The sequence below is a fragment of the Eubacterium sp. OM08-24 genome (assembly GCF_003438075.1).
Classification (GTDB): domain Bacteria; phylum Bacillota; class Clostridia; order Oscillospirales; family Acutalibacteraceae; genus Ruminococcoides.
In genome coordinates, this window is sequence record NZ_QSTA01000004.1 from 67,632 (window position 1) to 91,737 (window position 24,106).

A 24,106-nucleotide genomic window follows, 5' to 3' on the forward strand; every position below is an offset into this window, starting at 1 on the left:
TGATATAGTACAATAATCGTAAGAAATATGACTTATGTTTTAAAGGAGGCTATATTATGAAAAAACTTATAAGCGGTATTATGGCAATAGCAATTTTGGCAAGTGCTGTTCTTTGCGGCACAACAACAGCATTTGCGGCTGATACGGGAAACTCAGCCGTTGGTGATGTAGATATGTGGAATCACGATTTTAAAAATAAGTTAACAGGAAAACTTATGTGGGCGATTGATGATATTGCGGATACAGATACGGTTGCGGTTAAAATTGATTTAACTTCATATTGTGAAGATATATATACATTTGCAGATAAAAACGATCGCTTAGATGAGATTACTGAAAATGAAGACGGCGAAAAGACTTATAGTGATGAATTATTGCGTGATTATGAGGAATATAAAAATAATATAAGAAGTCAGAAACCCGATGATAAAAAGAAAATTATTGATGAAAAATATTCAGTATCAGAAATAAAATATTTTTCCGCAAGTGAATGTTTGTTCTGCATTTCAACAAAAGAACAGATATTAAACCTTGGTGATGCCGATATAAAGGTATCTATTGATCTTGCAGATAAAGACTACTACAGTGTTGAGAACAAAATTACATGGGATGAATTTTTTAAGATTGAAAAACTGACAAGAGAATATATTGAACAAACTTTAGCTTACCCCTGCCCTGAAAGCGATTATGATATTTTATATTTGAAATTATCTGCATTAAGCGAAGAATATAAATTCGATTATATTTTAGTTGAGGATCATTATTCGTCAGACAATAATATTAAATCTTTAAAAACAGGAAATTTTGTATATCCCATTTATGAAGATTCACCTGCGGGCAATTATTATTATGCTGATAATAAAGTACAAAATGCTGTTGAATTATACACTAACGGTGTTATTGATATTAATACTTTATATGATCTTAATGCCAGATATTGCGGCGATCTTAATGCCGATAAGTCAACAAATGTAAATGATGTTACAAGTTTACAGATGTATCTTAATGGTTCTCTTTTTGTCGAAGAAGATTCAATATTTGATGAAAACAGATATAAAATTTATTGTGACTTAAACGATGACGGCAAAATTGATGTAAACGATGTTACTGTTCTTCAAAAGTATATTTCAATGAGAGTATAATGTTCTTTAAAAATTAGGGATTATGAATACTTAGTCAGGTAATTATAAAAGATTGGCAAAACAATTTACTAAGCCATAATTTATTCACACTATCTAAAAACAATAAAACTAAAGGTTGAAATAATTGGTAATACTCCAATTTTTTCAACCTTTTTAAGTCATACAATAGCCGCACAAAGAGTTGCACAGGAAATGCTTTTGCAACCTGCTTTTTTCAGGACCTTGCAACATTCGCCAAGTGTATTGCCTGTTGTGATAATATCATCAATAATCAGTATAGTTTTATCCGCCGCTAATTCAATATCGGCAACACGATACACACCATGCACATTGTTTTCTCTTTCCTTGCCCTTTAGGGTATGCTGAGCCTTGTTAGCTTTGTGCTTTTCGAGAAGTTCTGCATACGGAATCCCCATTATTTCAGAGCATTGCTTTGCAAGTAATTCCGATTGGTTGTATCCTCGTTCACGCTGATTTTTGTAATACATTGGTACGGCTGTAATAATATCAAAACTTCTTATATCATACTTGGCGAGTATTTCGTCAACAAGCGGAACTGCAAGTTGTCGGGCATATGACGGATTTTCGTGAAATTTAAAGTTCTTTACTCCGCTCGCAAAAATTCCGTCATATTTAAACGGAGATATAGTTTTGTAACCGCCGATTGCATAGGTTTCAAAGCCTTTGGGCGGAAATTTACTTTTGCATTTCTTGCAGGCATAATCATTTCTTTCAATTACTTTTTGACAGTACGGACACTTGACGGTGAAAATTATGTCCTGCAAAAATAGTATCGCACTCTTAATATAGCTGTTCATCACGCAGTAAAAATTCCTTTAGTCCGCTGTATCTTTTGGTACGGCGGTTATTTTGTACCATATATTCTACCGTTTTTGGATTTCCGACAAGCACAAGCGTTTTCTTTGCTCTTGTTACGGCTGTATAAAGCAGATTTCTGTAATAAAGCTGTGGCGGCCCTTGAAACATCGGTATTATCACGCAGTCAAACTCGTTGCCCTGACTTTTATGTACCGTAACCGCATAGGCAAAGTCAAGGTCAGTTGCGTATTCATAGGTGTATTTTGCGGTTTTGTCATCAAAAACAACTATAAGTGTTCGGCTTTTGCGGTCGATAGAATCAATAATTCCTATGTCGCCGTTAAAAATGCCCGAACCCTGTTCGCCGTCATCTCTTATCCATGTTATATCATAGTTGTTCTTTATCTGCATTACCTTGTCGCCAATCCTAAAGGTTTTAGATGCAATTTCAATCTCCGTTTTATCGTGAGATTTCGGATTAAGAGCCTTTTGAAGTTTGAAATTCATTTCGGCAGTGCCAAGCTCGCCCTTTTTGGATGGGCAAAGCACCTGAATATTGTCAAATGCCGAGTATCCGTAAGCCTTTGGCAATCTTTGAGCGCAAAGGTCAACGATTACTTGAGAAATTTCTGCTTTATTGTTTCTGAGTAGGAAGAAGAAGTCCTTGTCGGATGCGTTGAGTACAGGCATTTCGCCGTTGACTATTTTATGTGCGTTTGTAACAATAAGACTTTTCTGTGCCTGACGGAAAATTTCGTTTAGCCTTACAACGGGGACTATTCCGCTCTCGGTAAGGTCACCGAGAATATTTCCCGGCCCTACGGACGGCAACTGATTTGAGTCGCCAACAAGTATAAGCCTGCATCCGATTGGCAAGGCTTTCATAACGCTTTCAAAAATGAATGTGTCTACCATTGAAACCTCGTCCACAATGAGTGCGTCACATTTCAGCTGATTGCGTTCGTTTTTATTAAATATCGGTTTATCGTGCTTGTCCCAGCTTACTTCAAGCAGACGATGAATAGTTTTTGCCTCAACTCCCGTTAAAGCACTCATTCGCTGAGCGGCTCTGCCTGTTGGTGCGGCAAGCAAAACTTTTTTGCCGTTATTCTGTAAAATTTTGATAATTGCGTTCAATGTGGTTGTTTTACCTGTACCGGGGCCGCCTGTAAGAACAAGCATCCCCTTACTGAGCGCCTGAGTGATTGCCTCTTTTTGAAGTGCGGCATATTCTATGCCATCGTTTTGCTCGCATTTTTCAATTTCAGAGTCAATGTTTTTAATCTGTTCTGCCGCAAAGCCGAGCAGCATTTTTACTCTTGACGCTATGTAAAGCTCGCAAAGGTGGGTGTTAGGCGCAAAAATAAATTCTTTTTCGCTGACGGTATCTTTAATGAGGGAGCGGTCAAAAATCATTTCCTGCATAGTTGACGCAATGAGCGTGAGGTCAACCTTTAAAAATTCAGACGCTTTTTTGCAAAGCACTTCAAGCGGCAGGCAGGTGTGGCCGTTGCCCTCGTTGTGAATTAAAATATATGCAATGCCTGCACGAATACGCTCTGTACTCTGCTCGTCAAAATTTCGCTTTTTTGCAATGAAATCGGCGGTCTGAAAGCTGATGCCGAATTCGCCGTTACAGAGTATGTAGGGATTTTCTTTAATTTGCTCAATGGCGGTTGTGCCCATTTCTGTAAAGATTTTTACAGCCGCCGCATTGCCTATTCCGTATTCACCGAGGAATATTATTAGTGAGCGTATGCCCGTACTTTGCTTTAACTGCAAAGAAAAATCTTCTGCCTTTGATTTTGAAATTCCTTTGAGCATTGCAACTCGTTCGGGTTCATTTTCCATAACATCGAGCGTTTTTTCGCCAAACTCAGACACAAGCCTTTGGGCGGTTGTTGCGCCTATTCCTCGGATTGCGCCCGATGAAAGATAACGCAATATGCCTGCCGTACCGCTCGGTCGGCAAAGCTCACAGACCTGTGCCGAGAACTGTCTGCCGTAATTCGGGTGGTCTTTGTAGTTGCCTGTGAGCTTTAAAAGGTCGCCCTGATGTACTCTCGGCATTATGCCGACAGCTGTTATATAATCGTCATCGTCCGATATTTCTACAACGGTATAACCGTTTTCTTCGTTTCTGTAAACTACGCTTTCAACATAGCCTTCAAGCTGTAAAAGTGTATTGTTATCCATAAAAACATACCTGTTTCCTTAAAAAATACAGCGGTAATCTGCCACAATATTAATTATTATAGCACTGTTTTTTTGCATTAACAATACACTTTAAATTATTCGTTCAAAAGATGAATAAGCTCTTTCTTTTTTATCAGTTTTATAAATCCGTATTCCTTGCAAAGCGCCTTGCATATGTTTTCGGTTTCTTCGTCCATATCGCAGTCAAGGCAAAGTATGCAGTCCTTGCCACCACGACAAAACCATCTTAATCTTGACGCCGCACCACGCAAAATAAATTCGGCATTTTGTTTTTCACTGTCAAGCGGAGTTACAATGATGATTGAGCAATTATTTTTGCTTTTATACAGGAAATATGTAATTTCCCTTACGCAGTATATTATTCCCATTACGGCAAAAATAATAAGTATAGCGGTTGAAATCGCTGTCACAAAAATCACCTCGCTATATTTTATTAATAATAACCGAATTGGTGAGGTATATTTACAGCTATTTTGCAGACAATAAAAGAGCGGACAAAACTGCAATGGCGCAGGGTTCGCTAATAATGTATGAGGTGATTTATAATGATGAACAACTCCTATGTAAACCGCAGCATTAAATGCACCGTAAATAACTGTTCTCACAACAACGAGGCAGAGCATTACTGCTCACTTGAATCAATCAAGATTGGTACACATGAGTCAAACCCAACAGTATGTCAGTGCACTGACTGCCAGAGCTTTGAGTTAAAACAGGGTTGCGGTTGTAAGTAATCTTACACCAACAAAAAAGCTGTATCCCATAACGGGGTACAGCTTTTTTACTTATAATCCGAGAATTATGAGTGCGTATATTTTTTTGAGTATCGGCATTTTTCTTAAAGTACCTTTTCTGAATACAGGAACATAATTGAAAATCGTAATATACTCTTCCTTAGTAATATTATGATTTGAATACCTTGCCTTTGTGCCGATTTTTTCAATTCTGCTCGGCAGTTTCCAATTTGCAAGGGCAGAAATTTTACTTAAATATCTGTAAATACATATTGTCCTTGACTTATAGTTTTTGTGAGTAAAACTGCGCTTTCTTAAAATTCTTATTAGTATTATTCTTATGGCGGCAAGTGCGATGATAAGAATAATTATTATTAGCCAAACAACAGGTGCTGAAATTTTCACCTTTGTATTTGATTTTTCATTGGCAGTCGACTTTTGAGTGGTAGGCTGAGTTGTCGGGGAAGTGGTTTGCGCCTGCGTTGTTGTTTGCACTGATTCGGTAGCTTGCGGCACTTCAAAATCAGATGATGTAGCGTCGAGCGGAATCCAGCCGATTCGTTCGTCAAAGTATTCCACCCAAGCATGGGCATTGTCTGAGGTGACTGTCGCCTTGCCGTCAACTACATTTGCGCAGTAGCCTGTTACATATCTTGCAGGAATACCCAGCGCCCTGAGCATTACAGCCGCCGCATTTGCAAAGTGCATACAGTAGCCTGTTTGTGCATCATTCAAAAACCATTCGGCAACATCTCTGCCAGCGGGTACTTTTTGTGTATTGAGAGAATACGATGCGGAATGTGAAACAAAGTCCTTAACCGCCGCAACCGTTTGAGAAATATCACTCTTGGATAAATCTTTAATATTGTTGCGCTCGGCAATTTCAAGCATTGCCTGTTTGGTATCGTTTGGCAGAGATAAATAGCATTGTGCAAAATCATCGTATTTTGAGGTGCCACTTATTTCTATTCGTGAAAAGTCGTTAATATTTTCCTCGGAATACGGTATAACAAACATAGTGTAGTTTGTTGCCTTGTCGGTGTTTGCTATGAACACATCGCATACAGGCGAAAAATTGTTGTTGATATAATTAAGATAATAGGGTGTGTAAATAACATTTTCTTTGTTTACGGTGTCAATGGTTACGGTTTCTGCATCTCCGAAATACTGCGTCATAATAGTCATAATAAAGGATTGATAATCCTGCGGATAGTTGTCTGCCTGCTCATCGGTAAGCACAGACCATTTGTTGTTTTCGTAATTTGCATATGCCATACTCTTAAGGTAAATTCTGCCGTCTGTACTTGATGTGACAGTCATAACCTTTTTTCCTGTTTGAGTAAGTGCGCCTGCATTTGAAAAATCCACCTCAGGCTCAAGGCTGTTGCCCACCTCTGCGAGGGCGGACGAGATTTTACCGCTGCCGTTGTAGGTTTTCATTCCCGTTAGGCTTTGCACATCGCTCAGCAAATCATCCTGCCATTTAGGCCTTTTGTAGCTTTCAACAGGATTTAGTACGACGGTAAAGGCGATTAAAACTGATAAAATCACTGCCGAAACGGCGGTAACTACACCGCTGTGCGCATAGTTCAGCCGTCTTGTCTGCGATGAAAAATACAGGGCAAACAGCACCGCAAATATCATAAGCAAAGGCAAAAGATCGGGCAGAGTATTTACAAGGATAAAGCAAGGCACAAGCAATGCAATGCTGAGAAGTCCTGCGATTTTTATTGATTTAATTCTTGATATTAAACAGGAAAATAAACCGCTCAGCACAACCAAGGTCAGCACAAACAGACCTGTGGCATTGTTTGCAATATAGCTTGCAAATTTTATTTTGCCATAAACGGGCAGATACACAGAGTATTGCTCAAGCAGTTTGTTTATAAAGTAATTAGCCTGTGCAAAAATATGCTCGCTTGAAAAAACAAAGGCAAGAAAAGCTACAAAGGCAATTACCGTAACGCTCAGTGCATATTTCAATTTATCTTTTACAAAAGACGAAATCAAGCTGAATACAAAAGAAAATATTGTTGCCGAGATAATGACGGTTGAATATTCATAGCTGATACTAAATGCGCTTGCATAACAAAGCAGGGGGCAGACCGAAAGGAAAACTACACACACGCAGTCAATCAGAGCAGAAAGCAAGTCTTTTTTCACTTTGCCACCTCCTCAGGTTCGGCAAAAATACTGTATGGCTCTGCGTCTTGAACATCGGCATTTCCAAGGTTGCTCTGAGTATAAATTGCCCTGTATAATGAATATATATTTGTTTGAGAGCTCAGCGGATAAGCGCCGACTGCTTTTGTGGTGCTTATGGCGCATGGTATTTCATTCTTTTGCACATTCATACAAACGCCTGCAAATTTAGCCATAACAATGTTGTTGCTTTCGGCGTTGTCGGTCAGTATAAGCATAATTTTAAAATTTTTGTAAATCGGCAGGCTCGGCTCTTTTACCATTAAATTATCGTTTTTAGCCGATAATTTCCAATGCACATTTTTCATACTGTCGCCGTTGCGATATTCCCTGATTTCGTAATCATCGGAAAATCCGCCGCCCGATTTCTTTTTATATCCGATTATAGCCTGCTTGTCTGAAAAAATATCGTCCTTTATAAATTCGGCTTTCGGTACTATAAGTGTTTCTGTATTATATCTGAATTTTATCGGAATAAAGAAAATCCCGAGCATATCGTAAACCTTGAGCCACTTTGTTTTACATTCAATCAATCCGCAGTTTTTGCCAAGCTGAGCAAGCTCAATGTTTACAGGCTTGCCTGCAAGTCCGCTGTACTTAAAATTGATTTTCTTTGATTTACCGCTGAAGTGATTGTTTGTGTAAAGCCGGATTTTTAAAAGCGGACAGAAAAAGCCGTATTTACTTTTGGCAACAAGTTTGAGATATGGCAAGCTGTCGGTATTCATAACCTTTGGAGCGTAAAGCGAAAATCCCTTGACAGCCGAATATATCATAAACGGCAGACTGCATATCAGGGATAAAACAGGCAGGCATACCACAACTATAAGCAAAAAATTTGAAAACCACGCATAATAAAATACGGCAAATGAAAATGATATTGCAAGAACGGCAATATAAATCAGTATGTTCTTTATCATTTTTTCCTCACTAAATTTTGGGTTGTCTTGTAGTTCTTAATATTTCTTTGAGTGCCGAATCGGTATTAATTCTTTTTGCGGTTGATTCTGAACTTAAAATAACACGATGGCTTATTGTTCTTACAAAAATGTTTTGAATATCTCGTGGCACAATGTAATCCCTGCCGTCGGCAAAAGCCGCCGCCTTTGCCATATCTTTAAGCGAAAGCGTTGCTCTCGGACTTGCACCTCTTGAAAAAAGACTGCTTTGTCTTGTAGCCGTTACAAGCATCACTATATACTTTGCCATATCCTCGCTTACGAAAACCTCTTTTACTTTGCTTTGCATATCAATAAGCTCGTCAACGGTAATCACTTGTTTTACATTATCAAGCGGATTTTGTTTACTTCTGTTCAAAAGCATCTGACACTCGGCATCAAAATCGGGGTATCCCATAGAAATTCTGACTGTAAATCGGTCTGTCTGTGAATCGGGCAAAAGCTGTGTGCCAGACGCACCGACTGGGTTTTGTGTGGCAATTACCGAAAACGGCTTTTCAAGCGCATAACTGTGCCCGTCCACCGTAACCTGTCTTTCTTCCATTGCTTCAAGCAGAGCCGCCTGCGTACGGCTTGAAGTTCTGTTCAGCTCATCAGCGAGAAAAAGGTTGCAGAAGATTGCACCTTTGTTAAAGTGCATTTTTCCGCTTTCTTTATTAAATGACGAAAATCCCGTAATGTCTGACGGCAGGGTGTCGGGTGTAAACTGTATTCTGCCGTATTTTAGTCCGAGCGCCTTTGAAAAGGCAAGCACCAGAGTGGTTTTGCCAACTCCCGGTATGTCCTCAATCAAAATATTTCCGTTTGCAAGCAAAGCGAGCATAGTAATAATAATCTCTCGGTCTTTGCCGTTGATTACTTTTCTTATCTCATTTAAAACTTTTTTAAATTCATTCATATTATCACCTTGATTTCTATTAATTTATCAATAAAATATGTGGTTAGTGTGAATTCGATTATGTATAATTATATATTACATTAGTTTATAAAAATTCGCAATATAAAAGCCAAAATTTTACATTAAATTGCCCTGAAAATACCCGTCACCGTTTTGTTGATGACGGGTATTTGTAATTACTTATAATTTAAAACAGCTTTATGCCGAACAGACTTAAAATCCATAGAATAAACCCGTAGATTATAGACGCCGAAACACCATACACTATTACAGGGCCTGCAATTATGAACAGCTTTGCGCCAAGTCCTGCTATAAATCCCTCTGACTTAAATTCAATGGCAGGCGAGGACACCGCATTTGCAAAGCCTGTTATGGGCACAAGCGTGCCTGCTCCGCCATGCTTGGCGATTTTGTCATACACACCAATGGCGGTGAGCAAAATTCCTATAAAAATTAGTGTTACAGAGCATAGAGTTTTGCTGTCTTTTTCGCTTGCTCCGAGCATTGCGTATAAATCGGTAAAGGCTTGCCCTATTGTGCAGAAAGTGCCGCCTATCAAAAAAGCCTTTATGCTGTTCACAAAAAGTTTACTTTTCGGTGAATTTTTCATCACAATTTTATTGTACTCTTTTGGTGAAATCATATATACATTAACTCCGTTTCGTTTATAACTTGCTTATTAAATGTACTAATATTATGTGTTAAAATTTTATCCTTATGTAAGATTAGTTTATGTAAAATAACGGTTTATTTTTGATGAAATATGATGTATAATGATAAATGTATATTTATGTATTGTGAGGTGGAGTATCATGGAGCATTATCTTGACAACAGTGCAACAACCGTTGCGTCAAAGTCTGCGGCTGAAAAAGCGTTTGAGATGATGACAGAAAATTATGCAAATCCATCTTCACTTCATTACAGGGGAATGATTGCAGAGCAGGAGCTTGAAAAGGCGAGAAAAGCAGTTGCAAAACAGCTTTTTGCACAAACCGATGAAATTACCTTTACAAGCGGCGGAACAGAGGCAAATAACCTTGCACTATTTGGTACGGCATATGCAAAAAAACGCAGAGGCACAAAGATTGTTACAACCTCGGTTGAGCACAGCAGTATAATGGAGTCTTGCAAAAGACTTGAGCAAGAGGGATTTGAAATAGCTTATGTAAGTCCGAGAAAAGACGGAATTGTGCATACCGAGGATATTCTTGCAGAGGTTAATGATAATACGATTATGGTTTCTGTTATGTATGTAAACAACGAAACAGGTGCAATTATGCCTGTTGAAGAGATTTTTGATGCGGTTAAGCAGAAAAAATCAGATGTTGTGTGTCATACAGATGCGGTGCAGGCTTTCGGCAAAATTGCGGTAAATCCAAAAAAACTCGGAGCAGACCTTGTGAGCGTGTCGGCGCATAAGGTACACTCGCCAAAGGGATGCGGTGCAATTTATATTAAAAAGGGTGTTCGTCTTGTGCCGAGAGTTTACGGCGGCGAGCAGGAAAAGAAAATCCGACCCGGTACAGAGCCGTTGCCTTTGATTGCGGCATTCGGCGTTGCCTGTAATGAATTTGCAATAGAGAAAAATTACGAAAAGGTTGCCGAGCTTTGCGACTATGCAAAAAGCAGGCTTACACAAATAGACGGAGTGGTTATTAATTCACCGCAAAATGCCTTGCCCTATGTGCTGAATTTTTCGGCAGGCAGGGTAAGGAGTGAAACAATGCTCCATTTCCTTGAGGAATACGAGATATATGTTTCCTCGGGCAGTGCTTGCGCAAAGGGCGCACCGAGCTATGTGCTCAGCGCTATGGGATACGGCAGTGAAAGAGCAGACAGCGCATTGCGTGTCAGTTTTTCAAAGCTCAACACCACAGAAGATGTTGACGCACTTTGCACCGCACTTGAGCAGGGACTAAAGGTACTTGTTCACAGATAAACTGAAAGGTAAAAACCAATGAAAGAAATTATACTTTTAAAAGACGGCGAAATTGTGCTTAAGGGTCTTAATCGCCGCACATTTGAAGATGTTCTTAAAAAGAATATCAAACACGCACTTTCACCACTGGGCAGTTTTGAAATCAGATCGGCTCAGTCGATTATATATGTAAAGCCTCTTTCGGACGATATAGACCTTGACGAGGCTTGTCTGAAAATTTCAAGGGTATTCGGTATTGTATCGTATTCAAGAGCGGCTATTTGCGAAGAAAAGACCCTTGAATCAATTATGGCTACTGCACCTGTTTACCTTGAAAAGGAGCTTAAAGCAGCCAAAACCTTTAAGGTAGAGGCAAGGAGAAGTGACAAACGCTTTCCGTACAAGTCACCTGAAATTTGTGCCGAGCTTGGCGGAGTAATTCTTGATAAATTTCCGCATTTGAGTGTAGATGTTCATAATCCCGACCTTATTGTAAATGTTGAGGTTCGTGATTTTGGCGCATATGTTCACGGTGCGGCTCTCAAGGGCGCAGGCGGTATTCCTGTTGGCACAAGCGGCAACGCAGCCATTCTTATAAGCGGCGGCATTGACTCGCCTATTGCTGCATATATGATGGCGAAAAGAGGCCTAAAGCTGACAGCAATTCACTTTGCAAGTCCTCCGTACACAAGCAAAAGAGCGGAAGACAAGGTTGTAAGACTTTTAAGACGAGTAAGCCGTTATGCAGGCAAAATGACAATGTATACGGTTCCGTTTACAAAAATTCAGGAAACAATAAAAAATGAATGTCCCGAAGAGCTTTTTACAATCATTATGCGCAGACTTATGATGCAGATTTCCTCACGAATTGCCGAGGATAATAATTGTACGGCGCTTATTACGGGTGAGAGCCTCGGTCAGGTTGCAAGCCAGACAATCGGCGCTCTCAGCTGTACCGATGAGGCGGCGGATTTACTTGTGTTCAGACCGCTGATTGGTATGGATAAGCAGGAAATAATTGATATTTCTTACAAGATAGACACATACGATATTTCAATAGAGCCGTATGAGGATTGCTGTACGGTGTTTACCCCAAAGCATCCGAGAACACGCCCTGTTTTGAAGTATGTTAAAGAGGCACAGGAAAAGGCAGACTTTGCACCAATGATTGAAGAGGCACTCGCAAATCTTAAGGTTACAGAGATTTCTGCTCAAGATGAATAATATACCAAAATTACCATGACACGAAAGGATGAACCTGCGTGGATATTGAAATTTTATTGGTAAACCAAAACGATGATACAGCTGTTGACAACAGTGAGCTTTCGGGCAAACTTGCCGAAAACGGTTTTATGCTTACCTATGTAACACCCGTTGGATTTAAAAGCAAACAAATTATTGCGGCTTTGGATAAATGCGCAGATAACGAAGAAAAGCCCGCTGTTGTAATTGTTGCAAACGCCCTTTCGGATAAGGGAGCAGACAGCTTTAAAAGGCACTTTTCGGAAGTAGTGGAGCAGGCTGAAAGAGCCGAAAGAGTGAAAGTTCCTAAGGACTATTGGAAAAAGCACGATAAGGCACTTAAAAATGCCAAAAAGCTGAAACTTTCCGATGAAAAGGTGCAGGAGATTAAAGACGGCTTTAAGCTATACAGAAAGAAGTCGAAGATTTTTAATCTCGGTGACTTAGGCAACGGATGTAAAGGCTTTTGCTTTATGTATAAAGGTATGAGAATTGCCGTACTGCCGAGAACGAAGTATTCGCTTAATAATACCGAGGATATGATTGTTGCGGCGGCGCTGAAAGCTATTGAGGTTTTCGAGTACAACGAGGCTGAGTATCCCGGAGGATTCAGCAAGGTGGAGTATGTTCCGCCAAGAAAAGGCTTTAAGTACTGCTTTATTCCTATGCGTGGCGACAGCGGCAAAGATGTGGCGAGAAAATCGGTTGCACTTGTATCGCTTGCGGTATTTATCGGCGCTCTTTCAATGCTGTTTTACAATATGGTTTACTTAAGCTATCAGAATAAAGAAAAAATGAATGATATTCAGATGATTTACCATAATACCACTGACAACAGTTCCTCTCAGGAAGGTGATAAAAAGCCTACCGAGGAGGAAAAGGTGGATTGGGCAAAGCTCAGGGATATTAACAAAGAAATTGTGGGCTGGGTTGAAATTAACGATACCCAAATCGACTACCCTGTTTTGTATCACGAGGGCGACAGCCGTTCTTCTCAGTATTATCTTTACAGAGATTATAAAGGCAATCCCGATGATTGGGGCAGTGTGTTTATTGATTACCGCAGTACCAAGAGTACAAAGAGCAAAAATGTAATTATGCATGGTCATCATATGAATGACGGCACAATGTTTGCCGATATGCTTAAATACGGCAGATATTCAATAGATATGGATTTCTACAAAAAATCCCCTACAATTACATTTAACACTCCCGAAGAAAACGCAACATACAAGATTATTTCAGTGTTTAAGACAAATACATTGTCAAGCCATGGCGAATTTTTCAATTATATGATAGGCGAGTTCCAAAACGAAAAGGAATTTATGAACTATGTTTACAATGTAAGAGTTCGTTCAATGGTAAACTGTCCTGTTGATGTAAACGAAGATGACAGCCTTATTACACTTTCAACCTGTTCTTACGAATATACCGATTTCAGAACGGTAATTGTTGCAAGAAAGGTAAGAAAGGGAGAATCTGCAAAGGTTGATGTTTCTCAGGCATCGGCAAACAATAATGCAGTATGGCCGCAGGTTTACTATGACAGAAACGGCGGCACCCGTCCGACTGTAACAGATTTCTGCACAGCATATGACGCAGGTCAGATTGATTGGTACAGCGGCGATTATGACTTTAAGGATCAGAAAATTGTTGAGGCTACTACCGCTCCTGTTGCAACAGACGCACAGGGCAACACAGTAAAGCCTACTCAGCCAACAACTGCTGAGCCTACAACGCAGGCAAAGGTTTATGTGACTGTTAAGTTTATTAACTTTGACGGTTCTCTGATAAGCGAGCAAAAGGTTGAAGTAGGTAAGGCGGCAAAAGCACCGGCAGATCCGGTACAGCCGAGCGACGATTATTATGATTATATATTCAAAGGATGGCAGCTTGATTTCAGCAAGGTTTACAGCGATATGACAATCGCACCGAATTTTGAGCCTGTACTGAAACAACAGCCTACCGATGCGGTATCGGAGGAGGTAATGTCGGAGTGACGGGTGAACTGATTTTTTACGCCGCTCGCAAAACCTCACTTTGCGAAAGGTCTTTGAGAAAGAGCTTTTCTGAGCTTGATATGATTGCCGGAGAATCAAACTTTGCGGCAAACTGCAAGGCGCTTGGAGAGCTGGTTGTAAGTTCACTCCAAACAAATGACATTGTTTTTGTTACGGGTGGCTTAGATATAGGCGGAGATACCGACAGTCCGAGTGTTTTTGCAAGGGCGCTTGCGGATAATCCGCCAAAGGAAATGAAAAGGTTAAAAAATTCCTCAGGCAGCGACGGCTATGTGTTTGCAACGGAGAGTCAGGCAATAATTCTTTTGCCCGATGATCCGCAGCAGATTGAAAGCATAATGAACGGCGCTTTGCGAGGATTTCTAAAAAGGTATAGGGAAAACAAAATGATTGCTTAAATGCAGCAAAGAGGAAAGGAACAGCAATTTATGAAAACAGAAGCATTTGAAAAATACGAGTCATCGGTACGCTCTTATTGCCGACATTTTCCAACAGTTTTTAAAACTGCAAAGGGTTCAATTATCACTGACGAAGAGGGCAACGATTATATCGACTTTTTCTGTGGTGCAGGTGCCGTAAACTACGGTCATAATAACGAATATATCAAGGAAAAGACACTTGAGTATTTTTCAACAGACGGTATTATTCACGCACTTGATATGTATACAGTGCCAAAGCGTGAGTTTATTGAAACATTTGAAACTAAAATTCTTGAGCCAAGAGGCTATAATTACAGAATTCAGTTTCCGGGCCCGACAGGTACAAACGCTGTTGAGGCAGCATTGAAACTTGCAAGAAAGTACACCGGCAGAAGAAACATCTTTGCATTTATGGGTTGTTTCCATGGTATGACACTCGGCGCACTTTCTGCTACTTCTGAAATGTTTGCAAGAAACGGCGCTATTGCATCTCTTACAGACTGCACACATATTCCTGCTCCTTATATGGTAGAGGGACTTGATGTTGTTAAATATATGCAGATGCTCATTGACGATGACCACTCGGCAACAGAAAAGCCGGCAGCGGTTATTATGGAAACTGTTCAGGCAGAGGGCGGCATCAGAGTATTTGATGTTGAATTTTTAAAGGCTGTAAGAGAGTTCTGCACAAAGAACGATATTCTTATGATTGTTGATGATATTCAGATCGGCTGCTGCCGCAGCGGCTCATTCTTCTCGTTTGAGCGTGCAGGTATTCAGCCTGATATTGTTGTAATGTCAAAATCAATCGGCGGTATTGGTATGCCAATGTCGGTTGTACTCCACAAGCCTGAAATTGATGTTTGGAAACCGGGCGAGCACAACGGCACATTCAGAGGAAATCAGCTTTCATTTGTTGCAGGCAAGGCGGCTATCGAGTATCTTCTTGAAAATAATGTTGAGGCTGAAACAGTGCGCAAGGGTGAAATTGTAAAGAACTTTGTTGAAAAGGAAATTCTCCCACTCAACGATAAGCTTGAGCTCAGAGGTATAGGTCTTATGTGGGGTATTGACTGCTCTAAGGTAGACCCTGCACTTGCGTCTAAGCTTTCTGACCTTTGCTTTACAAAGAACCTTATTTGTGAGGTTGCAGGCAGAGAGGGCAGCGTATTCAAGATTATGCCGGCTCTTGTTATTGAGGACGAACTTCTCTTAAAGGGACTTAACATTGTTAAGGAATCATTTAAGGAACTCCTTGCTAATTATTAATCAAAATAAAACTAAGCCTGTTCAGCTTTGCGTGCTGAACAGGCTTTTGCTTTACTTTGTTGCCCGACCGATAATTTGCTAACCATAATTTGCCCACCCAAAATCTTGATAAAAAACCAAAAACAAAGGGAATCCGTTTATCGGATTCCCTTTTATAAAAGTTCAATTTCATGCTTTTGTTTTGAGTATTCTCGGTAGAGAGTTTCGCTGATTGCCATTTTGTGAATAATATTTTTTACCGTTGTATCAAGTCCGCTGTTCTCACTGTAATCGGCAGGATAAATATAGTCAACTCTGCCTCTCTGTAACAAATCCTCAACCTTTGCGTCTTTTTTCTGATACACTGCAATAGAATATCCGCCGTAGGCTTTCATCATTTTCATACATGGCACATCAGAAAGTCCGTCGCCAATATAAATCATATTGCAAAACGGAATACGCTTGCTGTCATCGGGCATTGATTTGTTTAAATCATTATCGTTGGCAACATCAAGCACACCCTTGTTTATGCGGTACACAAACTGAGTTTTGTTTGTGTAGTTTACATCGGTTTTCGGCCATACGCCGTTGCCGTTTTCGTCATAAAGAAATTCGCAGGCAAATATGCTTTTAAATTCATTTGCAATCTGTGTGCCCTCAATAATCTCTTTAAGTCCCGAAGAAATTACATAATGCTCCACGCATACGCCAAGGCTCTCTCCATAAGCGTTTATTCGTGAAAACCATTTTGTAACACCGTCAAAAAGTTCAACCTTTTTGCCCGTTTCAACAAGTTTTTCCCTGAGCAAAGGAATGTTCTTGTCCTTAGATATTTTTACCATTGCATACATATATGCAAGAATTGAGTCCATATGCTCCTTATGACCGATTTCGTTGGTATAGCTCCAAAATTCGTCCTCGGTTATGCCAAGACTCGGAATAAAGCCGTATCCCTGCATATCTTTTGTACAAAGCGTTTTATCAAAATCATACATTATTGCAATTATAGGCTTTTCGTTCATAATAACCTCTTACTGTGCCGAATAGGTTGTGATTTCAACAGAAGTTATAGTAATGTCTTCTGTCGGCTTATTTGTAGATGAGTCAACATTTACTGCGGCAATGGCATCTACCACATCCATTCCGTCAATTACCTGTGCAAATACTGTGTGTCCTCTGTCCACCGCATTGTATGCACCGTCAAGATACGGATTGCCGCCGTTATCGTTATACAGCTTTTTAATTTCATCACTGATTACATCTGTGTTGTAGCAAAATGTTCCGTTCTGCTGAACAAAAGCAGAGAAAAGCTCTGAATCCCTGTAGTTTTCAAGCTGTGCTTTTACATTTGTCCACTGATTTTCATAAGCGGCAAAACCGCCGTTCTTTTGGAATGCCTCCGGTGTTGTTTGGTTAATAAAGAACTGACTGCCGTTTGTATCAGGGCCGCTGTTCGCCATTGATACAGCTCCTCTTATGTTAAAGAGCTTGTCGCAGAATTCGTCCTCGAAGTTTTCACCGTATGAGCTTGTGCCGCCCGTACCGTTTGCGTTTTCGTAGTCACCGCCCTGAATCATAAAGTCATTGATTACACGATGAAAAATTGTATTGTTGTATTTGCCCTCGTTGGCAAGGTTAATGAAGTTTGTAACGGTCTTTGGTGCTTGGTCGGCAAAAAGGCGGAGCTTTATGTCGCCCTTTGATGTGTGCATAATTGCAATGGTGTCGCCGTCTTTTGGTGCTTCAAGCTGAAATCCGACGGGGTTGCTGTCATAATTGATAGAAGGGTTTATGCCCACTGTTGACGGCACTATGCCCATATCTTCAAGCGCAGATACCGCAGGCTTGCCTACCTTAGCCTCGTCGCTTGTAGCAACGGCAGTAGTGGTGGGTTCTTCGGCTTTTGAGCTTTCAGGCTTTTCTTTATTATCGGAACAGCCTGCCGCAAAGGCAGGAATAAGCGCAAGTGCCACTATAAGGCACAAAGTTTTTTTTATTTTGTTGTATTTCATATTGTATGAATTCCTTTCGGTACAAATTTATACATTTTTATCATAACATATTTTAATAAAAAATGCAACTTTTTAAGTGAATTAGCCAATTTTTCGAGTTTTTGAGTTTGCTCGAAAAAATAATTACTTGTATTGTTTTATTATGCTTAGTGTGTTACAATAATAAAGTATAGCTATGCAGTCGGTTTTAAGATGCTTTAACTTAAAACGGAGTGCATTGATATGTATAGGGGTTATACTATGATAAAATTAGAAAAGCTTAACAGAAACGAGGCAGTGCGCTATCTCGGTGGGGCAGGTATTCAGCTCAACTACCGAATGGATGTACTGATGAACGAATGTGAAAAGGCGGTGCTTGAAAAAGCCTCGCCAAAATATCTTTATACAGAAAAAGACTTGCCTTGCCCTCAGCTTATGGGCGGCAAAGATATAGAGTCGCACCTAAGCGGATGTGAAAAAGCTATTGTAATGTGCGCTACTATCGGCACTGAGGTTGATAAACTCATAAGAATTTCGCAGATTTCCGATATGGCTCGTGCTGTGGTAATGGACAGTCTTGCGAGTGTTGCCGTTGAGCAGGTATGCAATACCTTTGACAAAATAATTGCGGAAAAATACAGCGATTACAATATGACATTTCGATTTAGTCCGGGCTATGGCGACTATCCGATAGAAATGCAAAAGGTAGTATTGCAGATGCTCGATGCGCCAAAGAAAATAGGGCTTTGCACAAATGACAATTTTTTGCTTATGCCTGCAAAGTCGGTTACGGCTGTAATGGGACTTTCTAAAAATCCGATAGAACGAAAAAAGCGTGGCTGTGCCATCTGTAATATGAGAGAAACCTGTAAATTCAGAAGAAAGGGGCTTCATTGTGGGGTTTAGGGAATTATTAAAGGAAAAGGAATTTATAATACTTGACGGTGCAACCGGCACTATGATTCAGAAAAGCGGCGTTGAGTATGACGAAGTACCTGAAACGCTGAATATCACTCATCCCGAGTTAATTGCGTCTTTTCATAAGGCTTATGTAGACGCAGGTGCTGATGTTGTGTATGCCAACACCTTTGGTGCAAATGCATACAAACTTGAGGGCTGCGGTTACAGTGTAGAGGAAATAGTAGGCGCAGGTGTGAGCATTGCAAAAAATGCGGTTGGCGACAGAGCGCTGGTAGCACTTGACATAGGTTCTATCGGTCAGTTGCTTGAGCCGGCAGGTTCGCTTACTTTTGAAGAGGCCTACGAATACTACAAACAGCTTATTCTTGCAGGCAAAGATGCAGATGTTATTGCTTTTGAAACCATGACAGACCTCTACGAGCTGAAAGCCGCTGTACTTGCCGCAAAAGAAAACAGCGACAAACCTATATTTACAACAATGACATTTGAACGCAATATGCGTACATTTACAGGTGCATTGCCATCAGCCTTTGCGGTTACAATGGAGAACCTCGGTGTTGACGCCCTTGGTGTGAACTGTTCGCTTGGCCCTGATGAACTTGAGCCGATTGTAAGCGAAATTTCAAAATATACAAATCTTCCCATTGTAATCAAGCCAAATGCAGGCTTGCCTGACCCTAACACCAACGAATACAATGTTATGCCTGATGATTTTGCAAAGGCATCACTCTCACTTTTGAAGTACGGTGTAAAGGTTCTCGGCGGTTGCTGTGGTACAAATCCTGATTATATCAAGGCGCTTAAAGACGCTCTTAAAGACAAAAAATATCAGCCGTCCAAAAAAGAGGTAGACACAACAGTGTGCAGTGCAAGCTCTGTTGTTGAAGTAAACCACCCGAGAATTATCGGTGAAAGAATTAACCCTACCGGCAAAAAGCTCTTTAAGCAGGCGCTTGTTGATAATAATATTGACTATATTCTCACTCAGGCATTAAGTCAGACAGGCGCAGGCGCAGAAATTCTTGATGTCAATGTAGGTCACCCTGAAATTGACGAAAAGCAAATGATGGTGCGAGTGCTGAAGGCAATTCAGAGCGTATGTGACGCACCTTTGCAGATTGACTCAACTAAACCCGATGTGCTAGAGGCAGGACTTCGTGCATACAACGGCAGACCGATTGTAAACTCGGTAAACGGCGAAGAAAAAAGCCTGAGCACTGTATTGCCGCTTGTAAAAAAATACGGCGCTTGCGTGGTAGGCCTTACTCTTGACGAAAACGGTATTCCAAAGACTGCCGAGGGCAGATTTGAAATTGCAAAACGAATTGTTGAGAGGGCAGAGGAAATAGGCATTGACAGACGAGATATTTTCATAGACTGCCTTACAATGACGGTTTCGGCTGAGCAGTCTGCCTGCCGACAAACTCTTAATGCTTTGCACAAAGTGAAAACCGAGCTTGGCTGTAAAACTTGCCTCGGTGTTTCAAATATTTCATTCGGACTTCCAAATCGTGACCTTGTTACAAGAACATTCCTTACTATGGCGCTTGAAGAGGGACTTGACCTGCCAATTATCAACCCTAACATTGAGTCTATTACAGGCGCTGTAAGAGCATATCGTGTGCTTGACGGCATTGACAAAAACTCAATGGACTTTATTGCGGCTTACAATGACGCTGTTCAGGCTCCCGTTGCCAACAACAATGTTTCAACCGATATGGATATTATGACAGCTGTTTTCAACGGATTTAAAAGTGAGGGCGCATTACTTACAGAAAAAATGCTTGCCGAAACAGGCGACGCAATGAAAATTGTAAATGAAATGCTTATCCCTGCGCTTGATAAGGTTGGCGAGGGTTTTGAAAAGAACAAAATCTTTTTGCCTCAGCTTATTCAGAGCGCCAATGCCGCTCAGGCTTGCTTTGATGTAATTAAAAAGCATATTTCAAAGACAAGCGGAGAAACAGTGAGCAAGGGAAAAATTATTGTTGCAACTGTAAAGGGCGATATTCACGATATAGGCAAAAACATTGTAAAGGTATTGCTTGATAATTACGGCTATACAGTTGTTGACCTTGGCAAAGATGTTGACCCTCAGCTTGTTGTAGATACGGCTATTGAGCAGAATATAAAGATGATTGGTTTGTCGGCTCTTATGACCACAACTCTCAAGAGTATGGAAGATACCATTAAACTTGTAAGAGAAACAAAGGAGCTGCAAAATCCTGACGGCAGCAGCAAGTGTGTAATTTTTGTAGGCGGTGCTGTGCTTACTGAAGAGTATGCAATGAAAATCGGCGCTGACTATTATTGCAGAGATGCAAAGGAAAGTGTAGATACAGCTAAAAAGGTTTTAGGCTAACATAAAAGGGCAGTTCCGCTTAGGAATTGCCCTTAGTAATATTTATTACACATATTTCAGGTTGATTGTTAAATCTCGGAACAGGATTTGATACGCCAAGTCCTGCGGAAATAATCATTGTTGTATTGTCAAAAAGAAATTCGCCTTTATCGTATTGTGGAAAAAGTCCTTGATTTGGTACGATAACTCCGCCGACAAATGGAATTTGCACAAGACCGCCATGAGTATGACCGCACAATACGAGATCTATTTTTGATGTTCCTACAATATCCTTTATATACTCAGGCTGATGATGGAGAAGTACAGAGTAGCAGTTTTCTGAGTCGGTTTTGAATTTTTCCCAAAAGTGCGCCTCGGGTGTATCGTAATCGGGAGCATCATATTCATAAAACGGAAAGTCTGACATTCCGCCAATCAATATTTTATCTCCGCCCTTAGTCGTAAATATTGTGGACTCGTTGTCAAGCAAGGTTGCTCCGCAAGCTGTTATGTCTGATTTAAAATCAATTTTGTCGGCAATATCTCGTTCGTGGTTGCCAAGACAGCAGTAAACGGGAGCGATTTTTGATATTTTTGTCAACAGACTTTTCATAATGTCGTCATTTATATAATTGCGAGTTACCATATCTCCTGCAACGGCTATGAAATCAGGCTGCTGCTCTTTGATTTTATTTACAAGTTCGCTGTTATCCGTACCGTATTCTTTGTTGTGCAGATCCGAAATCAAAACGATTTTTATATTGTTTTCGATTCTGTCGGACTTTAGGTTATATTCCGTTGTTTTTAAAAATAAATTGCTATGCACCAGCTCCGAAACAAATAAAGCGGAGAGTGCAGAAAAAATTATCAGTGATAGTTTTCTTTTAGATTTTTTCATAAAAATGTCCTTTGCTTATAATAATGTGATATTTTTTATAATATTATATTACACCAAAAAATTACATTTTTCAAATATAGTGAATTGTTGTATTAAAATATTGTGTTTTACTTATAAAGCAAAATATAATAGATTTGACAAAATACTAATTTTGATGTATAATATTGTGTAATAAATTTGTATAATTTTTTTAATTTGAACTATGTGTTTGTATGAAAATTTATATAATTGGTTAAAAATGATGGGGTCTATCTAAAAATGAAAAAAATAAATTACCGCAAGCTCGTTCTTGCGTTAGCGGATGTTTTTATTATTGTGGTAAGCGGTATTGTGCTAAATTACGGATTATCGCTTGTTTTTCCCAAAATTTCTGAGGCAAACAGAGGTTTGCTTTACACTATAATTTTATCTCTTGCAATTTGTATGCTGATTTTGTTCGGAGTAGGCGCTTACAGAAGACTATGGAGATATTTTAATTTAAAGGATTACCTTGTTTGCGGTGTGGCTATGCTGGCGGGTTTTGCTTTGAGTGGTATTATTATGTTCGTTTTGCAGATAAGGCAGTCTTTCTTATTTATTGCTTTATATGCTTTGTTTGCAACAGGCGGCGTGCTTTTATTCAGGTTTATTTTTAAGCGCACTTTTCTTGATTTAACCGAATCTGGCAGAGCAGACAACTGTGAACGCACTCTTATTGTTGGCGCAGGCAATGCAGGCAGAATGGTTCTTACAGAAATTCAGAATGCCGTTTACGATGAAAACAGTCCGGCCCGTAATCTTATGGCAGTAGGCTTTGTTGATGACGACGAAACCAAGCTCAGCCACAGAATTAACGGTGTGCCTGTTCTCGGCATATGCAGAGAGATTCCTAAAATTTGTAATGATAACAAAATTACAAATATAATTGTAGCCATTCCGTCATGCGAGGAAGAGGAAAAGAGAAAAATTCTTAATTACTGCTCCGAAACTCAGTGTAAAATCAAGATTATTCCTTATTTAAGCGAGCTTTTGTTTGATGATAAGCACACAGAACTTATTTCTCAGGCAAAGGAAATTAAGATTGCGGATTTGCTCGGCAGAAAGCCGATTGAGTTTGATAAAAAAGAGATTAAAGAATTGGTTACAGGCAAAATCTGTATGGTTACAGGCGGCGGCGGTTCTATCGGCGGTGAGCTTGTAAGACAGATTGCAAAGTATTCGCCAAAGCAAATAATCATAGTAGATATATATGAAAACAATGCTTATGATATTCAGCAGGAGCTTGTGCTTGAGTACGGCTCAGAGCTTAACCTTGTAACATTGATTTCATCGGTGCGTGATTACGATAAAATGGAATTGATATTTAAAACATATCGTCCGCAGCTTGTATTTCACGCAGCTGCCCACAAGCATGTTCCTCTTATGGAAACAGTGCCTGAGGAGGCGGTTAAAAATAATATCTTCGGTACATATAATGTTGCAACACTTGCAGAAAAATACGGTGCCGACAAATTTGTTATGATTTCAACCGACAAGGCTGTAAATCCTACAAATGTAATGGGTGCAACAAAGAGGGCCTGCGAAATGATAATTCAGCACAAGGCTCAGCACAGCACTCATACAGAATTTGTAACCACCCGTTTTGGCAATGTACTTGGCTCAAACGGCTCGGTTATACCTTTGTTTAAGCGTCAGATTGAAAGCGGTTCACCTGTAACTGTTACTCATCCTGACATAATCAGATATTTTATGACAATTCCGGAGGCTGTTTCTCTTGTTCTTGAGGCAGGTGCAATGGCTCATGGCGGCGAGATTTTTGTGCTTGATATGGGTGCTCCCGTAAAAATCACGACTCTTGCCGAAAATCTCATTCGTATGTATGGCAAGATTCCGTACAAAGATGTTCCGATTATTTTTACAGGCTTAAGACCCGGTGAAAAACTTTTTGAGGAACTTTTGATGGACGAAGAAGGACTTAAATCTACTGCAAATGAAAAGATTTTTATCGGTAATCAGATTAATATTAATTCTGAAGAACTGCTTAAAAAACTTGAGGAGCTGAAAATTGTGGCAAATCACAATGACAGCGAAAAAACAGTAGAACTTCTTGCGGATCTTGTACCTACTTTTAACCATAAGACAAACTGATATATTAC

At 40.0% G+C, this 24,106-nt stretch carries 20 protein-coding genes; 10 read left to right on the forward strand and 10 right to left on the reverse strand.

All coding sequences use genetic code 11. The features are described from left to right. Positions 1-56: 56 nt before the first annotated feature. Entirely contained in the window at positions 57-1,142 is a 1,086-nt protein-coding gene (locus tag DXC23_RS08170) for a dockerin type I repeat-containing protein (RefSeq protein WP_117705622.1), read from the forward strand. Positions 1,143-1,300: 158 nt separating this feature from the next. On the opposite strand, the gene DXC23_RS08175 is transcribed toward DXC23_RS08170, so the two are convergent. The 3 genes from DXC23_RS08175 to DXC23_RS08185 all read right to left on the reverse strand — a co-directional run bounded on the left by DXC23_RS08175 (position 1,301) and on the right by DXC23_RS08185 (position 4,588). Further along, positions 1,301-1,960 carry a phosphoribosyltransferase family protein gene (locus DXC23_RS08175; protein WP_117705623.1) on the reverse strand — a complete coding sequence of 220 codons (660 nt, stop codon included), beginning with the start codon at positions 1,958-1,960 and terminating at the stop codon, positions 1,301-1,303. Then, positions 1,944-4,157 (reverse strand): ATP-dependent RecD-like DNA helicase, encoded by a 2,214-nt coding sequence (locus tag DXC23_RS08180; protein WP_117705624.1) that lies wholly within the window; start codon positions 4,155-4,157, stop codon positions 1,944-1,946. The genes DXC23_RS08175 and DXC23_RS08180 overlap by 17 nt, the downstream gene beginning before the upstream one ends. Before the next feature lie 95 nt (positions 4,158-4,252). After that, positions 4,253-4,588: a hypothetical protein gene (locus DXC23_RS08185; RefSeq protein WP_117705625.1), complete on the reverse strand. Its 336-nt coding sequence runs from the start codon at positions 4,586-4,588 to the stop codon at positions 4,253-4,255. A 135-nt stretch (positions 4,589-4,723) separates the two neighbouring features. Here DXC23_RS08185 and DXC23_RS08190 point away from each other — a divergent pair, with 135 nt between their 5' ends. Beyond that, positions 4,724-4,912: a DUF1540 domain-containing protein gene (locus tag DXC23_RS08190; protein WP_242997455.1), complete on the forward strand. Its 189-nt coding sequence runs from the start codon at positions 4,724-4,726 to the stop codon at positions 4,910-4,912. A gap of 51 nt (positions 4,913-4,963) precedes the next feature. On the opposite strand, the gene DXC23_RS08195 is transcribed toward DXC23_RS08190, so the two are convergent. The 4 genes from DXC23_RS08195 to spoVAC form a co-directional block, all read right to left on the reverse strand. Continuing rightward, positions 4,964-7,075 carry a transglutaminase domain-containing protein gene (locus tag DXC23_RS08195; protein WP_117705626.1) on the reverse strand — a complete coding sequence of 704 codons (2,112 nt, stop codon included), beginning with the start codon at positions 7,073-7,075 and terminating at the stop codon, positions 4,964-4,966. Next, positions 7,072-8,034, reverse strand: a complete 963-nt coding sequence (locus tag DXC23_RS08200; protein WP_117705627.1) for a DUF58 domain-containing protein — start codon at positions 8,032-8,034, stop codon at positions 7,072-7,074. Before DXC23_RS08200 ends, DXC23_RS08195 begins: the two co-directional genes overlap by 4 nt. A gap of 10 nt (positions 8,035-8,044) precedes the next feature. After that, the gene (locus DXC23_RS08205) at positions 8,045-8,971 is read right to left on the reverse strand and encodes a MoxR family ATPase (RefSeq protein ID WP_117705628.1); all 927 of its coding nucleotides are present in this window, start codon (positions 8,969-8,971) and stop codon (positions 8,045-8,047) included. A gap of 187 nt (positions 8,972-9,158) precedes the next feature. Beyond that, the gene (gene spoVAC / locus DXC23_RS08210) at positions 9,159-9,614 is read right to left on the reverse strand and encodes a stage V sporulation protein AC (protein ID WP_117705629.1); all 456 of its coding nucleotides are present in this window, start codon (positions 9,612-9,614) and stop codon (positions 9,159-9,161) included. 169 nt (positions 9,615-9,783) lie between these two features. Here spoVAC and DXC23_RS08215 point away from each other — a divergent pair, with 169 nt between their 5' ends. From DXC23_RS08215 to DXC23_RS08235, 5 genes are read left to right on the forward strand one after another with little or no spacing between them, the layout of a single operon-like run. Beyond that, a complete protein-coding gene (locus DXC23_RS08215) occupies positions 9,784-10,911 on the forward strand; it encodes a cysteine desulfurase family protein (protein WP_117705630.1) in 1,128 nt (375 codons plus the stop codon). A gap of 18 nt (positions 10,912-10,929) precedes the next feature. Beyond that, positions 10,930-12,114: a tRNA uracil 4-sulfurtransferase ThiI gene (thiI, locus tag DXC23_RS08220; RefSeq protein WP_117705631.1), complete on the forward strand. Its 1,185-nt coding sequence runs from the start codon at positions 10,930-10,932 to the stop codon at positions 12,112-12,114. A 38-nt stretch (positions 12,115-12,152) separates the two neighbouring features. Then, on the forward strand, positions 12,153-14,132 hold the full coding sequence (srtB, locus tag DXC23_RS08225) for a class B sortase (protein ID WP_117705632.1): 1,980 nt from the start codon (positions 12,153-12,155) through the stop codon (positions 14,130-14,132). Beyond that, entirely contained in the window at positions 14,129-14,551 is a 423-nt protein-coding gene (locus DXC23_RS08230; RefSeq protein ID WP_117705633.1) for a hypothetical protein, read from the forward strand. Before srtB ends, DXC23_RS08230 begins: the two co-directional genes overlap by 4 nt. Before the next feature lie 30 nt (positions 14,552-14,581). Then, positions 14,582-15,841, forward strand: coding sequence for an aspartate aminotransferase family protein (locus DXC23_RS08235; protein ID WP_117705686.1), 1,260 nt, complete (start codon positions 14,582-14,584; stop codon positions 15,839-15,841). Between the two features lie 152 nt (positions 15,842-15,993). On the opposite strand, the gene DXC23_RS08245 is transcribed toward DXC23_RS08235, so the two are convergent. Then, complete coding sequence (locus DXC23_RS08245; protein ID WP_117705635.1) at positions 15,994-16,842, reverse strand: HAD family hydrolase; 849 nt, start codon at positions 16,840-16,842, stop codon at positions 15,994-15,996. Positions 16,843-16,851: 9 nt separating this feature from the next. Then, positions 16,852-17,832 carry a peptidylprolyl isomerase gene (locus DXC23_RS08250; protein WP_242997457.1) on the reverse strand — a complete coding sequence of 327 codons (981 nt, stop codon included), beginning with the start codon at positions 17,830-17,832 and terminating at the stop codon, positions 16,852-16,854. A 240-nt stretch (positions 17,833-18,072) separates the two neighbouring features. Here DXC23_RS08250 and DXC23_RS08255 point away from each other — a divergent pair, with 240 nt between their 5' ends. Both DXC23_RS08255 and DXC23_RS08260 read left to right on the forward strand, forming a co-directional pair. Beyond that, positions 18,073-18,717: a vitamin B12 dependent-methionine synthase activation domain-containing protein gene (locus DXC23_RS08255; RefSeq protein ID WP_158552523.1), complete on the forward strand. Its 645-nt coding sequence runs from the start codon at positions 18,073-18,075 to the stop codon at positions 18,715-18,717. Further along, positions 18,707-21,094: a homocysteine S-methyltransferase family protein gene (locus DXC23_RS08260; protein WP_117705637.1), complete on the forward strand. Its 2,388-nt coding sequence runs from the start codon at positions 18,707-18,709 to the stop codon at positions 21,092-21,094. The genes DXC23_RS08255 and DXC23_RS08260 overlap by 11 nt, the downstream gene beginning before the upstream one ends. A 19-nt stretch (positions 21,095-21,113) precedes the next feature. On the opposite strand, the gene DXC23_RS08265 is transcribed toward DXC23_RS08260, so the two are convergent. Further along, positions 21,114-21,971, reverse strand: a complete 858-nt coding sequence (locus DXC23_RS08265) for a metallophosphoesterase (protein WP_117705638.1) — start codon at positions 21,969-21,971, stop codon at positions 21,114-21,116. Positions 21,972-22,229: 258 nt separating this feature from the next. Here DXC23_RS08265 and DXC23_RS08270 point away from each other — a divergent pair, with 258 nt between their 5' ends. Continuing rightward, entirely contained in the window at positions 22,230-24,098 is a 1,869-nt protein-coding gene (locus DXC23_RS08270; protein WP_117705639.1) for a nucleoside-diphosphate sugar epimerase/dehydratase, read from the forward strand. Positions 24,099-24,106: the final 8 nt, after the last annotated feature.

Bases quoted from the DNA above. Each gene is read 5' to 3' on its own strand.
- DXC23_RS08170 (WP_117705622.1), top strand. From the start codon at position 57: ATGAAAAAACTTATAAGCGGTATTATGGCAATAGCAATTTTGGCAAGT.
- DXC23_RS08175 (WP_117705623.1), bottom strand. From the start codon at position 1,960: ATGAACAGCTATATTAAGAGTGCGATACTATTTTTGCAGGACATAATT.
- DXC23_RS08180 (WP_117705624.1), bottom strand. From the start codon at position 4,157: ATGGATAACAATACACTTTTACAGCTTGAAGGCTATGTTGAAAGCGTA.
- DXC23_RS08190 (WP_242997455.1), top strand. From the start codon at position 4,724: ATGATGAACAACTCCTATGTAAACCGCAGCATTAAATGCACCGTAAAT.
- DXC23_RS08200 (WP_117705627.1), bottom strand. From the start codon at position 8,034: ATGATAAAGAACATACTGATTTATATTGCCGTTCTTGCAATATCATTT.
- DXC23_RS08205 (WP_117705628.1), bottom strand. From the start codon at position 8,971: ATGAATGAATTTAAAAAAGTTTTAAATGAGATAAGAAAAGTAATCAAC.
- spoVAC (WP_117705629.1), bottom strand. From the start codon at position 9,614: ATGATTTCACCAAAAGAGTACAATAAAATTGTGATGAAAAATTCACCG.
- DXC23_RS08215 (WP_117705630.1), top strand. From the start codon at position 9,784: ATGGAGCATTATCTTGACAACAGTGCAACAACCGTTGCGTCAAAGTCT.
- thiI (WP_117705631.1), top strand. From the start codon at position 10,930: ATGAAAGAAATTATACTTTTAAAAGACGGCGAAATTGTGCTTAAGGGT.
- DXC23_RS08235 (WP_117705686.1), top strand. From the start codon at position 14,582: ATGAAAACAGAAGCATTTGAAAAATACGAGTCATCGGTACGCTCTTAT.
- DXC23_RS08245 (WP_117705635.1), bottom strand. From the start codon at position 16,842: ATGAACGAAAAGCCTATAATTGCAATAATGTATGATTTTGATAAAACG.
- DXC23_RS08250 (WP_242997457.1), bottom strand. From the start codon at position 17,832: ATGAAATACAACAAAATAAAAAAAACTTTGTGCCTTATAGTGGCACTT.
- DXC23_RS08255 (WP_158552523.1), top strand. From the start codon at position 18,073: ATGATAAAATTAGAAAAGCTTAACAGAAACGAGGCAGTGCGCTATCTC.
- DXC23_RS08265 (WP_117705638.1), bottom strand. From the start codon at position 21,971: ATGAAAAAATCTAAAAGAAAACTATCACTGATAATTTTTTCTGCACTC.
- DXC23_RS08270 (WP_117705639.1), top strand. From the start codon at position 22,230: ATGAAAAAAATAAATTACCGCAAGCTCGTTCTTGCGTTAGCGGATGTT.